The 13,907-nt window shown below is 71.2% G+C and carries 16 protein-coding genes and 1 pseudogene; 5 read left to right on the forward strand and 12 right to left on the reverse strand.

The features are described 5' to 3' along the window. Positions 1–289 precede the first annotated feature (289 nt). Complete coding sequence (locus tag DEP02_RS13870) at positions 290–1,558, reverse strand: NAD(P)/FAD-dependent oxidoreductase (RefSeq protein WP_112467630.1); 1,269 nt, start codon at positions 1,556–1,558, stop codon at positions 290–292. A gap of 130 nt (positions 1,559–1,688) precedes the next feature. On the opposite strand from DEP02_RS13870, the gene DEP02_RS13875 reads away from it, so the two are divergent. Further along, on the forward strand, positions 1,689–3,440 hold the full coding sequence (locus tag DEP02_RS13875; RefSeq protein ID WP_198668432.1) for a PucR family transcriptional regulator: 1,752 nt from the start codon (positions 1,689–1,691) through the stop codon (positions 3,438–3,440). Between the two features lie 67 nt (positions 3,441–3,507). Here the strand turns inward: DEP02_RS13875 and DEP02_RS13880 are convergent, their stop codons facing one another. From DEP02_RS13880 to DEP02_RS13905, 6 genes are all read right to left on the reverse strand, one after another. Beyond that, positions 3,508–3,765 carry a Txe/YoeB family addiction module toxin gene (locus DEP02_RS13880; RefSeq protein ID WP_112467631.1) on the reverse strand — a complete coding sequence of 86 codons (258 nt, stop codon included), beginning with the start codon at positions 3,763–3,765 and terminating at the stop codon, positions 3,508–3,510. Then, the gene (locus DEP02_RS13885; RefSeq protein WP_112467632.1) at positions 3,762–4,031 is read right to left on the reverse strand and encodes a type II toxin-antitoxin system Phd/YefM family antitoxin; all 270 of its coding nucleotides are present in this window, start codon (positions 4,029–4,031) and stop codon (positions 3,762–3,764) included. Before DEP02_RS13885 ends, DEP02_RS13880 begins: the two co-directional genes overlap by 4 nt. Before the next feature lie 82 nt (positions 4,032–4,113). After that, positions 4,114–4,974 (reverse strand): cytochrome c biogenesis CcdA family protein, encoded by an 861-nt coding sequence (locus tag DEP02_RS13890; protein WP_112467633.1) that lies wholly within the window; start codon positions 4,972–4,974, stop codon positions 4,114–4,116. Continuing rightward, complete coding sequence (locus DEP02_RS13895) at positions 4,971–5,714, reverse strand: DsbA family protein (RefSeq protein WP_232839099.1); 744 nt, start codon at positions 5,712–5,714, stop codon at positions 4,971–4,973. Before DEP02_RS13895 ends, DEP02_RS13890 begins: the two co-directional genes overlap by 4 nt. Positions 5,715–5,789: 75 nt before the next feature. Then, on the reverse strand, positions 5,790–6,287 hold the full coding sequence (locus DEP02_RS13900) for a hypothetical protein (protein ID WP_198668433.1): 498 nt from the start codon (positions 6,285–6,287) through the stop codon (positions 5,790–5,792). Between the two features lie 125 nt (positions 6,288–6,412). After that, positions 6,413–6,841 carry a hypothetical protein gene (locus tag DEP02_RS13905; RefSeq protein ID WP_112467636.1) on the reverse strand — a complete coding sequence of 143 codons (429 nt, stop codon included), beginning with the start codon at positions 6,839–6,841 and terminating at the stop codon, positions 6,413–6,415. Between the two features lie 311 nt (positions 6,842–7,152). Between DEP02_RS13905 and DEP02_RS13910 the strand changes: the two genes are divergently transcribed. Then, positions 7,153–8,022, forward strand: coding sequence for a class II glutamine amidotransferase (locus tag DEP02_RS13910; RefSeq protein ID WP_112467637.1), 870 nt, complete (start codon positions 7,153–7,155; stop codon positions 8,020–8,022). A 250-nt stretch (positions 8,023–8,272) separates the two neighbouring features. On the opposite strand, the gene DEP02_RS13915 is transcribed toward DEP02_RS13910, so the two are convergent. From DEP02_RS13915 to DEP02_RS13930, 4 genes are all read right to left on the reverse strand, one after another. Then, positions 8,273–8,869: a TlpA family protein disulfide reductase gene (locus DEP02_RS13915; RefSeq protein WP_112467638.1), complete on the reverse strand. Its 597-nt coding sequence runs from the start codon at positions 8,867–8,869 to the stop codon at positions 8,273–8,275. Further along, positions 8,866–9,330 (reverse strand): hypothetical protein, encoded by a 465-nt coding sequence (locus DEP02_RS13920; protein ID WP_112467650.1) that lies wholly within the window; start codon positions 9,328–9,330, stop codon positions 8,866–8,868. The genes DEP02_RS13915 and DEP02_RS13920 overlap by 4 nt, the downstream gene beginning before the upstream one ends. Before the next feature lie 90 nt (positions 9,331–9,420). Beyond that, a complete protein-coding gene (locus DEP02_RS13925) occupies positions 9,421–10,506 on the reverse strand; it encodes a hypothetical protein (protein ID WP_232839100.1) in 1,086 nt (361 codons plus the stop codon). Positions 10,507–10,667: 161 nt separating this feature from the next. Continuing rightward, positions 10,668–11,180 (reverse strand): RICIN domain-containing protein, encoded by a 513-nt coding sequence (locus DEP02_RS13930; protein ID WP_112467640.1) that lies wholly within the window; start codon positions 11,178–11,180, stop codon positions 10,668–10,670. A gap of 198 nt (positions 11,181–11,378) precedes the next feature. Between DEP02_RS13930 and DEP02_RS13935 the strand changes: the two genes are divergently transcribed. Further along, the gene (locus DEP02_RS13935; protein WP_112467641.1) at positions 11,379–11,861 is read left to right on the forward strand and encodes a DUF3515 family protein; all 483 of its coding nucleotides are present in this window, start codon (positions 11,379–11,381) and stop codon (positions 11,859–11,861) included. 47 nt (positions 11,862–11,908) lie between these two features. On the opposite strand, the gene DEP02_RS13940 is transcribed toward DEP02_RS13935, so the two are convergent. Further along, positions 11,909–12,262: a helix-turn-helix domain-containing protein gene (locus tag DEP02_RS13940; protein WP_112467642.1), complete on the reverse strand. Its 354-nt coding sequence runs from the start codon at positions 12,260–12,262 to the stop codon at positions 11,909–11,911. Positions 12,263–12,672: 410 nt separating this feature from the next. Between DEP02_RS13940 and DEP02_RS13945 the strand changes: the two genes are divergently transcribed. Both DEP02_RS13945 and DEP02_RS13950 read left to right on the forward strand, forming a co-directional pair. Further along, positions 12,673–13,149, forward strand: coding sequence for a hypothetical protein (locus DEP02_RS13945; protein ID WP_112467651.1), 477 nt, complete (start codon positions 12,673–12,675; stop codon positions 13,147–13,149). 231 nt (positions 13,150–13,380) lie between these two features. Next, positions 13,381–13,907: pseudogene (locus DEP02_RS13950) on the forward strand (IS200/IS605 family accessory protein TnpB-related protein); the annotation flags it as partial.

Below are 13,907 nucleotides of genomic sequence, written 5' to 3' on the forward strand. Positions count from 1 at the left end.
CCGCTCGGCTTGTCGGACGTCCCGGGTCGTCGCCCGGGTCGCCCGGGTCGCCCGGGTCGCCCGGTGCGCCCGGTGCGCCCGGTGCGCCCGGTGCGTGCGGTAGTGCCTCGCAGCCGGCTGCCGCCCACGGATGCGGGCGGTGCCCGGTGTCCTGCCGGCCCGCGGTGGGCGTGCGCATGCCGCCGGGCGGGAGCCGTGGCGGCTGTCCCGTCCGACGGGAGCCGTGGCCACTGCCCCACCCGGCGGAAGCCGTAGCCGCCACCCCACTCGGCGGCATCGGCCCGACCGGTCAGCGCAGCGGGTCGAACGGCGCCAGCGGGGAGGGCCGTTCGCCGGTGACGATCATTTCGGCGAGCAGCTGTCCGGTGGCCGGGCCGAGGGTGATGCCCCACATGCCGTGGCCGCCCGCGGCGAACACCCGGGGGGAACGCGTGGCCCCGATCAGGGGCAGTCCGTCGGTCGTGCACGGGCGGGAGCCGACCCACTCGTCCTGGCGGGCGTCCAGGTCGGCGCCGCGCAGCAGCGGGCGTGCGGCCTCGGCGATGGCGTTGATCCGGCGGGCGTCCAGGGGCGCGTCCGGCTTGCGGAACTCCATCATTCCGGCGACGCGCAGACGGTCGCCGAGAGGTGTGCAGGCGACGCGCTGAGCGGGGAAGTAGACCGGACCGGACGGCACGTGCTCCACGGGGACGCTGAAGCTGTACCCGCGGCCGGCCTGCACGAGGGAGCGCACGCCGAACTTCCTTGCGTGGCGGCCGAGCCAGGCTCCGGTGGCCAGCACCACGGCGTCGAAGTGCTCGTTCCCGCCCCCACCGGTGAGGACGGTGGCACCGGCCGCCGCGTCCCGTACGTCGGTGACCTCCGTGCTCTCCCGGATCACCCCGCCCCTGGCGCGGACCGCGTCGGCCAGGGAGTGCACGAAGTGTCCCGGGTCGATGTAGCGCTGGCCGTGCAGCCGGATCGCCGCGCCGATCTCGTCCGACAGGGACGGTTCGATCCCCCTGGCCTCGTCGCCGTCGAGGACGTCGAACTCCATGGTCTGGCCCGCGGCGTGGATCTGTTCGAGCTCCTCCAGCAGAACCCGGCGCTCCGCGGACGTGCGGTAGGCCGCGAGGAAGGACTTGGCCTCGAGGGTGTGTGCCTCGACGCCGCCTTCGGCCAGCGTGTCGAAGCTCGGCAGCGCCAGGCTGTTGATGGGGACGAGGGCACGCATCGCCCGCAGCCACTTGGCCGCGGTGCTGTTGCGGGCGAAGCCCGCGAGGAACCTGAGCAGTTTCGGGTTCGCGCTCGGCGGGACGTAGACCGGGGAGGACGGGCTGAGCACCGCCCGCACCCCGTAGGTGAGGACCGCGGGTTCGGGCAGCGGCGTCGCCAGGCCGGGGGTCAGCCATCCGGCGTTGCCCCAGGACGAGCCCGCGGCCACCCCCTCGCGGTCGTACACGGTGACGCTGACGCCCCGCTCCTGCAGGAACCAGGCGGTGGACAGTCCGACCATGCCCGCGCCGACGACGGCGACACGGCTGGGGCCGGAGTGTGCGGGCGAGGGAGGGCGGGTCATACGGAACCTCTTCTTCAGGGCGGTGGTGCCTTTGATGGTGAGGCCGGCCGGCCCCGTTGTCTTTGTGCTGGGCGGCCAATGGAGTGAGGGCCGATGATGCCCGGAGCACTATCGCCTGGGTCACAATGGGGTGCATGAGCGTGAGCAGTACCCCCTGCCGCACCGCGGGGCGCCGACCGTGATCACCGTCACCGACCTCGTGGACTCCCTGGGAGCCGGGTTTCTCCGTACGGTCGTTGCGGCCGGCAACGCCGAGGTGCACGACGTCGCCCTGGCCGAGCCCGGCGACACACCGGGTCAGCCGGGGGAACTCGTCCTCGGGGTGGGCGTGACGGACCGGTCCGGGGCCCTCGCCCTGCTGGAACGGGCCGCCGGGTCGGCGGCGGCGGGCCTCGTGCTCAAGGGGCCCGCCGCGAGCGACCCGCAGGTGGCCCGCGCCGTACGGAGGATGGCGGGTCCCGCACTGGTGGAACTGCAGCCGCACACCTCGTGGGCGCACGTCGTCTGGCTGCTGCGCGGCGTCATCGACCGGGCCTCCGCGCCCGACACCGGCGCACTCGGCACCGCCGGTCCGCACAGCGACCTGTTCGCCCTGGCCGACAAGGCGGCCGAGATCATCGACGCGCCCGTGACGGTCGAGGACGCGCAGTCCCGCGTACTCGCCTACTCCGCACGGCAGGACACCACCGACCCGGCGCGGGTCTCCACCATCGTGGGACGGCGCGTACCCCCGGAAACCCTGACGCACTTCCGGGCCAGCGGCGTCTTCCGCCGGCTCGCCCGCTCCAACGACCCCATCTGGACCCCCGCCGGCCCTGACGGCACCCTGCCCAGACTGGTCGTCCCCGTGCGGGCCGGCGGCGAGTGGCTCGGCTCGATCTGGGCCGTGGTCAAGTCGCCGGTTCCCCCGGAGCGCATCCGCGAGCTCGGCGATGTGGCCTCCGTCGTGGCCCTGCATCTGCTGCGGCTGCGCGCCGAGGCCGACATCGCACGGCGGGTGTCGGCCGGACAGCTGCGGGCGGCGCTGCGCGACGGCGCTGTGCCGGGCCGGGGACCGGGAGCGGTCGTCTCACTGCCGGCCGGCCCCTGGCGGGTGGTGGCCTTCGGGTCGACCGGTACGACTGGTACGGCCGGTGGAGCCGGCGGGGCCGGTGCGGCCAGTGCGACCGGTGCGACCGGTGCAACCGAAGGCGTACGCAGACAGCTGGACCTGTGGGAATCGGTCGCACGCCGCTTCGGCTGGCACCAGCCCCTGCTCGCCGACCTCGACGGGCTGCTGTTCGCCCTGGTCGCCGAGCGGCCACCGGGCAGACGGCGGGCCGCGCCCGGCACCCCGGCCGAGGCCGGAGCGGGCACCCTCGACTGGCTCCGGCAGGTGCTCACCGAGATACGCGCGCACGACCCCGGCCTGTACGCCGCGGTCGGCCGCCCCGCCCACTCCCCCGACCAGCTGCCACGCTCCACGGCGGAAGCCGTCGAACTCCACCGGCTGATCGGCGCCGGCCGGCTCCCCCTCTCCCACAGGACGGGGACCGTGCTGATGGAGGACGCCTGGGACGCCGTCGTCATCGAGCGCGCCACGGCCGCCGTCGGGACCGACACCGGCCTGCTCGGCGGCCCGCTCGCCGCGCTGCGCGCCCACGACGAGGAGCACGGCACGCCGTACCTCGCGACCCTCGCGGCCTGGCTGGACCACTTCGGCGACCCCCAGAGCGCCGCACGCCTCCTTCGGATCCACCCCAACACGCTGCGCTACCGGCTCCGCAAGCTCGAGGAGACGGTCCCGGTCGACCTCACCTCACCCCGCCGACGGCTGGCACTGCGGCTGCAGCTGACGGCCATGGGCGAGCCGCCACCGCACGGCGAGCCGCCGCGCCCCTGACCACCGCCCACCCGGATCAGCCCCTGTACCCCGACTCCCCTGTGCCCCGACTCCGCCGCCTCGCGAACTACTCGTAGTGATAGCGAGCCTGGAGAATGATCACCTCGTGCTCCCCGGGCAGGTACACCAGACGGTGCTCATCGGTGATACGGCGAGACCAGGCACCCGCGAGTGCGTGTTTGAGCGGTTCCGGCTTGCCGATGCCCTCGTAGGGGTCGCGCAGCACTTCGTCGATGAGCCGGTTCACACGCTTGAGGATCTTGCGGTCGGCGGTCTGCCAATGGACGTAGTCCTCCCACCCGTCCGGCGTGAACGCCAGCTTCATGAACGATCCTCGTCATCGTCGTCCCTGATCAGCTCGCGGCTCTCGTACTCACCGTCGAGGGCGTTCTGGTAGGAGCGCAGCAGTCGGCGAGCGTTCGCAGGTGAGCGCAGGAGGTGCGCGGTCTCCTGCAGCGCCTCGTACTCCTCTGCCGCGACGAGGTAGGCGCTGCCGTTCTTGGAAATGATCTCTATGGCGCTGCGGTCGCTGTTGACCTCTTCGATCAGCGGGAAGAGGCGGCGCCGGGCTTCACTGGCGGTGATGGACATGATGCGGCACCCTCCAAATCAGTGGTACAAAAAACGGTACCACCGCCGTCATGTCCGTGAGTTTCACCGAACCGCCGTTCCCTCACCTGGACGAGTCGGTCTCGTCTCCGCTCCCCTGTTCCGTGAGCCGGCGCAGCCGCAGGGCGGCCACCGTGGCCGTGGCGGCTGCGGCCAGGGCCGCCGCCAGTGCGAGGGAGCGGTCGGAGACGGCTTCTCCGATGCGTGTCGCCCCCTGTTCCCACGCGGCCTCGGTGTCGACGCCGAGCAGCGAGGGCAGCGCGGATGTGCCGTCGAACAGCAGGAACGCGGCTCCGAGCAGTACGAAGACGCATCCGCCGACGAGCGAGGTGGAGTGCACGGTCAAGGGGCCCAGCCGCAGGGCCCGACCCCTCAGCCAGCGTCGGCGTCCGAGATCGTAGCGGTCCCACAGCATCGCCAGGACGAACATCGGCACCGCCATGCCCAGCGCGTAGAGCGCCAGCAGCAGACCGCCGTGCAGCGGGCTGCCGTCGAGCGCGGCCACCGTGAGAATGCCGCCCAGGATGGGACCGGCGCAGAAGCCGGCCAGGCCGTAGACGGCACCCAGGGCGAAGACGGACAGGGCGGATCCCGTCCGGCGGGCTCCCGCCGCCTGCTGCAGCCGCCGGGAGCCGAATCCGAGCCCCAGGATCTGCGCGAGCCCCAGCGCGATCAGCGTCCAGCCGCCGACCGCGACCAGCGTCTCGCGGTGCCCGTAGAACAACCGGCTCGCGAAGGAGCCGGCCACACCGAGCGGCACCAGCGTCACGCACAGTCCCGCGTAGAAGACGGCGGTGCGCAGGAGCAGGCGCGTGCGCGTGGTGAAGGAGTAGGCGAAGAACGCCGGCAGCAGCAGCGCGCTGCAGGGGCTGAGCAGGGCGAGCAGCCCGCCGAGAAGGGCGGTGGCGGCGGTGATCTCGCTCATCGCGCCGCTTCCCCGGCTTCCTCGGCCGCCTTCTCGACGGCGGCGGCGAAGGCGGTCAGCGGCTGGGCGCCCAGGATCGGCGTGGTGTTGACGAGGAAGGCGGGTGTGCTGGACACCCCCAGGGCGTACCCCTCCTCCTGGTCCTTGCTCACCGCCTCGTTCGCGGCCTCCGACTCCGTGTCGGTGCTGAAGCGGTCGAGGTCGGCGACGCCCGCCTCACGGGCCATGTCCCGCAGGCGCGCGGCGGAGAACTCGCCCTTGTTGCGCTCTCGCGGCTTTTCGTGGGCCACGTCGTGGAACTGCCAGAACCTGCCCTGCTGCCCGGCGGCCCAGGCGGCCCGCGCGGCCCGTTCCGACTCGGCGCCGAACACGGGGAAGTTGCGCCACTCGATGCGCAGCACGCCCTTGTCCACGTACTCGCGGACGAGCTGGGGTTCGGTCTCGCGGGCGAACTTGCCGCAGAAGGGGCACTGGAAGTCCGAGTAGACGATCATCACGACGGGGGCGTCGGCCTGCCCCTTGGCCAGCGGATCCTTGGCCTCCCGGCGTGCCAGGGCGAGCAGCGACGTCTCTTGTTCGTCGGGGGCGGCGGTCGAGGTGGAGGAGGCCGGTGTCTCCTTGGCGCTCGGGCCGCCGGACGTGCCGGTGAGAGCGATGGTCGAGGCGAGGATGGCCGCCGCGCCGCTCATCGCGGTGATCAGGACCAGACGGCGACGGTGGGCACGAAGAGAGGAAGACATGGCATCTCCGGAGTGACAGGTGCGGGGAGGAAGACCAGAGGGGAGAGGAAGGGAAGGGAGACGGAGCGACGGGAGTCAGGCGCCGGGCCGGACGCGGCATGCCGCCTCGGACGACAGGCGCCGCAGCGCGGCCTCGGCCAGCAGGACGAGTGAGACCACCGCGACGACGGGTTGCAGCGGCGCCCAGTAGCTCAGCGCACCCGACGTTCCGACGAGGAGGAGAACGACCTTGTTGCAGACGGGGCAGCCGACCGCGAGGAAGGACAGCAGCGCACCGGCCGACCCGAGTGAGCGCCCGGTGCGCTCACGGTCGTCACTGCGCGAGGGCCCCGTCCGCACGTAGGTGGCGAGTACGACGGCCGACAGCAGGGCGGTGAGCACCAGCACGATGTGGTTCCACCAGACCGGGGGCACCGAGCGGGAGAAGAACGGATTCGGCACCAGGGCCGTGGGCACACCGAGGGCGAGGATCACCAGCGGCGTGGCGGCCACCACGGCGATCCACCGGCCACGGGGCCAGCGGCGCAGGGCGGCCCATGCCGCTCGGGGCGAGCGGGAACGGGAAGAGGACAACGAAGACAACGAAGACAACGAAGACGACGGGGACGACGGGGACAACGAGAAACCCTCCGATTGCACGGTCGCGCGATTGCGCGGTTGTACGGGCCGACAGGAGCACGCGGACTCGGTGCGCGGGCCTATACGCGTCGTACGGAGAGTTCAGTGAGGTCGGGAGGAGAGGGGGCCGGGCCGCAGTGGCGGGAAACCGCGTGTGGGGACCCGCGGGCCCACGCCGTCTCACCGGCTCCCGCGGGCAGGCTGCTGATCAGCGTCGCGTCGGCTCGCACCTGCGGCTGTTCCGGGACCACCTTCTTCGAACACGGAGCGCCCGCCACGGCGGAATCGCCGTGATCGGCGGTGTCCGGGGTCGGGACCGTCACGGAGGAGACGGCGGCGGTCGCGGGAGAGGAACGTTCCGCTGCCGAGGTGACGGAGAGCGCGGAGGGGGTGGAGGGGGCCGAGGCGACGGAGGACACCGAGCGGCCCGACGTGGCGCAGAACAGCGCGGCCAGCAGGGTCAGCAGCGCAAGGGCGGCGCCCATGGCACCGTGCCGCTTCCCGCGCATCGCCGTACCTCCGCTTCTTCCGGCCGTGCCCACCATAGACCAGGGCGCACACGCCGTATCGGCGCACCGACCGGTGACGTGACCGGCTGGGGCGGCGACGTGCGACGCTCGTCGTTGCCGGAACGGGCCGGAACGAGGCCCGGACGGGCTCCGGTCCGCCCGGTTCGCGACCTCGCGACGGGGAACTCCGGAAGACAGGGAACTCCGGAACACATCCCGTCGAGCAGTGCGGTGTCGCTGAGTGCGAGCCGTCTCCGGTCGCGAGCGGGCCGCCAGCGGCCCGCGGCGCCCGAAACCCACGGAGGTGTCCGATGTGCCGCCTGTTCGGACTCAGCAGCGCCCCTCGGCGCACCTACGCCACCTTCTGGCTGCTGGAGGCCCCCGACAGTCTCAGCCGGCAGAGCCACCAGGACCCCGACGGCACCGGGCTGGGGTACTACGCGGCGGACGGCACCCCGCACGTCGACAAGGCGCCGATCGCCGCCTACGAGGACCGGGCGTTCGCCGAGGACGCGCGGGAGGTGGAGTCGGCCACCTTCCTCGCCCATGTACGGTTCGCCTCGACCGGCAGTCTGGACGTCCGGAACACGCACCCCTTCGAGCAGGACGGGCGGCTGTTCGCGCACAACGGGGTCATCGAGGGGCTCGGCACGCTCGACGATCACCTGGGCGAGGACCGTTCACTGGTGAAGGGCGACACCGACTCGGAGCGGCTCTTCGCCCTCGTCACCCGGGAAACCCGTCACCACGGCGGTGACGTCGGCGCCGGTGTCGCGCACGCCGCACGGTGGATCGCCCGGAACCTGCCCGTGTACGCCCTCAACCTCGTCCTCACCACCCCCGAGCAGCTATGGGCGCTGCGCTACCCCGGCACGCACGAGCTGTACGTCCTCGAGCGCCCGGCGGGCGGTCAGCACGGGACCCGGCATCTCGACCACAGCGGCAGCCACGGGCGGATGCGCGTGCACTCCGCCGGTCTGGCCGACCGCCCGGCCGTCGTCGTGGCCAGCGAGCCCATGGACGACAACCCGCACTGGCGCCCGATGGAGGCGGGCGAACTGCTCCACGTCGGCTCCGACCTGCGCACCACCCGCCGCGTCGTCCTGCCCGAGCCCCCGGCACAACAGCTCACCCTCGACGACCTGAGCCCCGACGCCGCCGCCTCGCAGCAGGCCGCCTAGCTCACCGCCTCACCGCCTCACCGCGAGTATTCCGCTTCGGGCGTTCCTGTGCCGTGCTCCTGGCGTCCAGGATCTTCTCCCGAACTTCTGCTCGGAGATCGTCGGTTCAGCTTTGCTCCCGGTCCTCGTCCCCCGGAGGAACCTTGAGAGCGGCCACCGCCTCATCCAGGACCGCAAGCAAGTCCATGACATCTCCTGGAAATCACAGGATCGGGCTGCCGGGCCCTGTCCATGGCCGCACCCGGTGCCCTCAGCGGCTCCGCTTGCCGGGTTTCTGCCCGGCAGCGGCCAGCAGCGGGGTGATGACCTTCGCCATCTGCGGCTCCGTCACCGCTCCCATGTGAGTCGCCGCCACCTTGCCCGCCGGGTCGATGACGATCGTGAACGGAAGCGACTGCGTGTTCACCAGGCCGTGCGGCAGCCTCAAGGCCTGCTTTCCCGCTGGGTCGTACAGGGACGGGTAGCCCAGTTGGAACTCCTTCTGGAAGGCCAGCCCGTCGGCCCGGCTGTTGTCGTTGTCGATGCCCAGTACGTGAACACCGCGGGCTGCCCACTTCTCCTGGGTCCTCTTCAGCTCGGGTGCCTCCGCCCGGCAGGGACCGCACCAGGAAGCCCACACGTTGACCAGCACAACCTTGCCGCGGTAGTCGGACAGGTGAACCTCGTCGCCCTCCAACGTGGTCCCGGTGAAGTCCGGAGCAGCGGGGCGCTCGCCCTCCTCCAGGGTTCTGGTGAGCGGTTCGCCGGGGGTGGTGTCGCCGACCAGGTCCGTGGTCGAGCAGCCCGCGAGCATCACGCAGGCCACGGCCACGGCCACGGCCGCGTACGGGCGTCGAGTCGTCGTCATCGCCCGGCCTGATCCCTGTACTTCCCACTCGCCCCGCCTCGGCTGAGAACGACCTCCAGGTGCCCCGTCCGCCACGCGCACAGCAGCCACGCCGCGGGGAGCTGAAGCGTGAACAGCGCGAAGATCGCCATCATGAACGCGGCGTCCGCCGGAACGTCGTCGCCGTCGGCCCAGGCCGAAACCCCCGAGCAGACCAGCAGCACCACCAAATAGACGAACCCGTCGACCAGGACCACGCGCCAGCGCGGCAGCGCGGACAGGAAACGCCGGGCCAGCGTCAACGACGCGACGGCAGCCGCCACGAAGACCGCGTTCCACGGGTCCTTCACCCAGGGGGAGAGCCACCCCCCGGGGCCGTCGGAAGCGGCCGTCCACGCCACATCCACAGCCGCTCCGGTCAGCCAGGACAGGACCACGACGGTGAACGCGTAGGAGACGGCGCTGCGCCAGGTGACAGTCACGTCAATCCCCCTTTGGTCGCGGGCCGCCTGGCGGCGGCCCGCTTCACCGATCATTGTCCTCCCCACGTCCCGGCTGCCCGGGTCCGGGGGTCAGTAACTGCCGTTGTTGCCGATCGTGCCGAGCTCGCACATCGGCTGGGACAGGCACAGCAGGCTGCTCATCTTCGACTGGTGCACGGCCTTCGTGGAGTGCTTGCCGCCGCTGGTGTACCCGTAGAGGTACATCTCGTGGTCTGGGGCTCGCCGGTACTTGCCCGATACGTAGAAGTCGCCGTTGCGGGCCAGCCTCGCATCGTAGAACGCTCCGATGCCTGCCCGTTTCGGCCCGGACGACGGGCAGAACGGGTCCGTGGCCTCGATCTGTCCGTGCACGGCACGGGTCTTGCCGTTGTGGCGCGTCTTCGTCCGGAAGTCGATCTTCTTCGTTGACGCCTTCCGCTTGTCCACCAGCTTGCCCGTCTTGGCGCTGTACACCTTCGTCCAGCCGGTCTCCGGGAACAAGTCGTACGGAGACTTCGTCCAGTACACGGTCCCGCGCAGGCCCGCACGGAACGACGGGCCGGTGACCTTGCTGGAGAAGCCGCGGTTGTCACCCGCGTACTTGTAGCCCTTGGTGTACTTGCAGCCCGACAGCGAGCCGAGCTTGCTCGGCACGGTCGCCCACTTCTGCCGGATGAACGACCGCCACACCACCGCCGTCTTGACGTAACTCTTCGCTTTCGCCTCGATCTGCCGCGCCGTCCGGGCAAGCGTCGCGGCATCATCGGCCGGCGGCACCGTCGCCGCCAGACCCCAGGTGTGCCCGAGTCCACCGACCTCACCCGTGATCCTGTAGTCGACCTGGCTCCCGGCTGACACACCCCCGTCGCGCAGGCTGTGACCAGGTGTGTCGGCGATCTTCACGCCGTTGCGATACACCGTGTACCGGACCGCGCCCAGGTCGGGCCAGGACAGGTCGACGAACCGTGACGAGGCAGCCCAGGCCGCCCGCTCCGCCTTCACCGGGGAGGACGCGAGCGTGATGTCGGCTATCACCTTCTGGCCGCCGGCCGCGAGGATCTGCGTGTCGGCCGCCTTGCCGACGTACGTCTCGACCGGCGTCACCCGGGCCGACGACGCGGCCAGACCCGGCTTCGCTCCGCCGAACCGGCCACTGTCGGCATCGAGTACGAACACGGCGGCCTTGCCCGCAGACGCCCTCGACCCCCCGGACCTTCCGGACGCCTCCTGCCCGGAGGCGGGCGTCAGCGAAGACGCCAGAAGCACGGCGGGAACGGCCGTCACCACCACTGCACGCGGCACGGAACGCCGCCACTGCGTGAAAGCACCCCCTCGGTTCAAGACAGGCCCCACTCCTGTCGCACCCGCTCCTTGTCCGAAGGGCCGGAGTGCCACGCCTCCAGGTACGGTTTCGAGCCCTTCCGGGTGGAGTTCGAGGCGATCGCCTTGTTCTTCGACCGGCTGATGATGCGCGAACCGGAGAGCACCCACTGGTGGTTCTTCGACGAGGCTTTGCAGGTGTACTGGACGATGCGGCTCTTGGAGCCCACCGCCAGACACTTGCCGGACTTGTCGTTCTTGATGGTGAACACCGACTGGTTGCGGTTCAGCCGCTTCAGCGTCCACCGCTGTGTCTTGTCGCTCTTGGCGCACTTGGCGACGATCAGCCGCGCGTTGTTCTTCGTGCTGCCGCCCATCGACAGGCACGTGTTCGGCGCCCACACCCGCTCCAGCCGGGTGTGGGCGTACGGGTCCTTCGCCTGTGGCGCGGCCTGGGCCGGAGCCGACGCCACGACCATCGTCCCGGCCGCCACCGCGGCGAGCGCTAACGAACTGACTGCCTTACGCATTGCTTCCCCCTGAACGGTCGATCTGCTTGCGCAACCGAACGTAGACGCGAACTACCGTCTCCACCACGTCTGTTGGGGAAGTGTCCAAAGAGGCAATGCCCAAAAGGACGTGAACCCGGGCCGCCTCCACCGCGCCCGTCCCGGTGCCCTAACGTTCTGCCCGACCCATTCGCCCCGCCTGGGAAGACGACCCCGAGCATGCCCTCAACCCGCCGGTCCCGGCCCGCCCTGATCGCAGGGGTGTGCGTCGTTGCCGCCGGCGCCGCCCTCACCTCCTACGCCCTCACCGACATTGACGCCGGTGTGCGTCCCGCCAAGGACTCCGGCTCCCCGCACTGCCACCGCATCACCGATGCCGCCCCCACGGCCCTCGGCGGCTTCCCTCGCCGCGACAGCGGTCTTCCCGGCATCGCCGTCTGGGGAGACCGCGACATCGTGCTGCGCTGCGGAGTCACCCCTCCCGGGCCCACTGGCGACCCGTGTTTCGCGGTCGACGGCGTGGACTGGGTCATTGACCTGGCCCAGTCGTCCAGCAGCAGAAAAGTCGTCGTCACCTACGGCCGCACCCCGGCCACCCAGGTCATCTTCAGCGGCGCGGGGAAGACCGACGCCGCCCTGGTGGCACTCTCCCGGCTCGTCGCCCCTCTCCAGACGGCGTCCCACTGCCTCGCGGCGGAGTGACCGGCTCTGTGCCCGCCCTGTGGCAGGCACAGAGCCGGTCTGTGCGGCTAAGCGGCAGAGGGCTTCCGCCTCTCCCCCGGAACCGGGACCTTCGCCAGGCGCCGCGTACACGCCGGGTCCGAGCACAGCGCGTCATGGGCCAGAGCACCGACGATCGCAGCCTGCGTCCGCGTCCGTTGACCGGTCTTGTCCACGATGTTCGCGATGTGCGCCTTCACCGTGCGCTCCGCGATCCCCAACTCCCGGGCCAGTTCCCGGTTACCCAAGCCTGTTCCGAGCAGCAGAAGCACTTCCCGCTCCCGTCCGGTCAGGCTCTCCAGCCTCCACACCCCGCACTCCGGATTGTGCCCTGTGCGCCGGTATGGACAGGCCAGATCCACCACATCGGACCGTTTGGTCATTTCGGCCCTTCCTGACCCCGGCTTCTCCAGCAGACCCCCGTGGCCTGGTTGCGGCCGGGATCACCCCCAACCTACTCACGGGTCGCATCCTGAGCACGTCATTACCGGACACCAACTCCCCCTTTTCTCAAGGGAACCGCTCCCACTGCAGCGCTCCCGTCAGCTGTGGCGTCGGCTCGCGGGCGCGCGGTTGCGGAGAGCGCGCGGGTCAGCGAGTGCACACGTGGCAGCCTGGACCGTGCCGGTCGCACGCCGGGTTTGCCTCCGTACGCGGGTCCGCCGCTCCTGTGACGCTGCCGTGACTGAATGAGTGGCGTTCGTCACAGCTTGACGGGGCCTGACCCTGGTGGGGTTGTCGCGTGCACGTCGGGTTCACCGCGCACCGGTTCGTACGCCTGAGGGGTGGGGTCATGATCGCGGGTTTTGCCGTTTCCCTGGCATGTGCCGTCGCGGCGGTGGTCGCCTTGTTCGGGGTTCTCGCGGTGGTGTTGCCGGGGCGGCCCCAGCCCTGGCCGGTGCACCTGACGCGCCGGACCGCGTTGTTGGCCGGTCTCTCGGCCGCGGCCGTCTATACGCGGGGGCTCTCCGTTGTCGCCTGGTCCGAGCATCAGTACAACAACGGCGCGAACTCGGTGCCGGCTCCCGCTTGCCGTGACGGCTTCCCCGAGGAGACGGTCCAGCACCTCTCCCACCACCAGTCCTCGTACCTGCCCCTGCGCTTCGACTGCGTCCTCGACGACGGCACCGTCTACTCCAGTAACCCCGGCTACGTGTGGATGAACTGGACGAGTCTGTCTCTCGCACTGTCCTGTGCGCTGCTCGTCATCGGCATGGGCCGGCTGGCCGAGTTGCGGGCCCGGAAGGAGGGGCAGTTGGTCCGAGGATGATCCTTCCGCCAACAGCAACACAGCTCGCCAGGGGTTGTGAACTGCTGGCGGTTGACGCTGGTTGAGTGTGTTCTGGTGTGCATGAGTGAGCGTCCCGGCTGCGGTGTGCGGCGTGGGACACGCAGCAGCCGGCAGGGCGACGGGGGTTCTGGTTTCGAATGCGTGACCTTTGACCGGGACGCTCGTTGGGTGCGGTGAGGACTTCTTCGAGTGTCGGGCGGGGGTGGGGGTGTGGGCGGGCTGCGCCAGGTGGCGGCGCCGTTCGTGGTGCCCGGCCCGTCCGGGGTGGCGGTCCGCGCCGGCCTCAAGGGGCTGACCGGGCAGGACGAGACGGTGCTGCGCCGGGTCGGCGCTCTGCTCGGCTCGCTGGCCGCCGGCGACCTGCAGGCGCGCTGCGCGGCCGGGCCGGAGCATGACAGCGAGCAGTGGGCGCGGCGCAAGCGGGCGCTGACGGGTGAGTCGTCCGCGCGGTGGGCGGGCAGCATCACCAAGGCCACCCACGACCAGTGGGCTTTGGCCCGGCGCGGGCAGTTCGCCCACCTCCAGAGCCTCCAGGCGGGCGTCACCACGGTCACGCACCGGCTTGTGCAGCCCCTCGGGGCCAAGGGCTCCCAGGGGGCGCCGGGCGGTTACCGCTCGCGGCGGGAGTGGTTCGCCAAGGCGCGGCGGCTGCGGGTGCTGCAGGACCGGCTGGCGCAGGTACGGGCCGACTGGGAGGCCGGGCGGGTGCGCGTGGTGCGCGGCGGCAGGAAACTACT

Origin of the sequence: Streptomyces triticisoli, from assembly GCF_003270085.1 — a bacterium.
GTDB lineage: Bacteria > Actinomycetota > Actinomycetes > Streptomycetales > Streptomycetaceae > Streptomyces > Streptomyces triticisoli.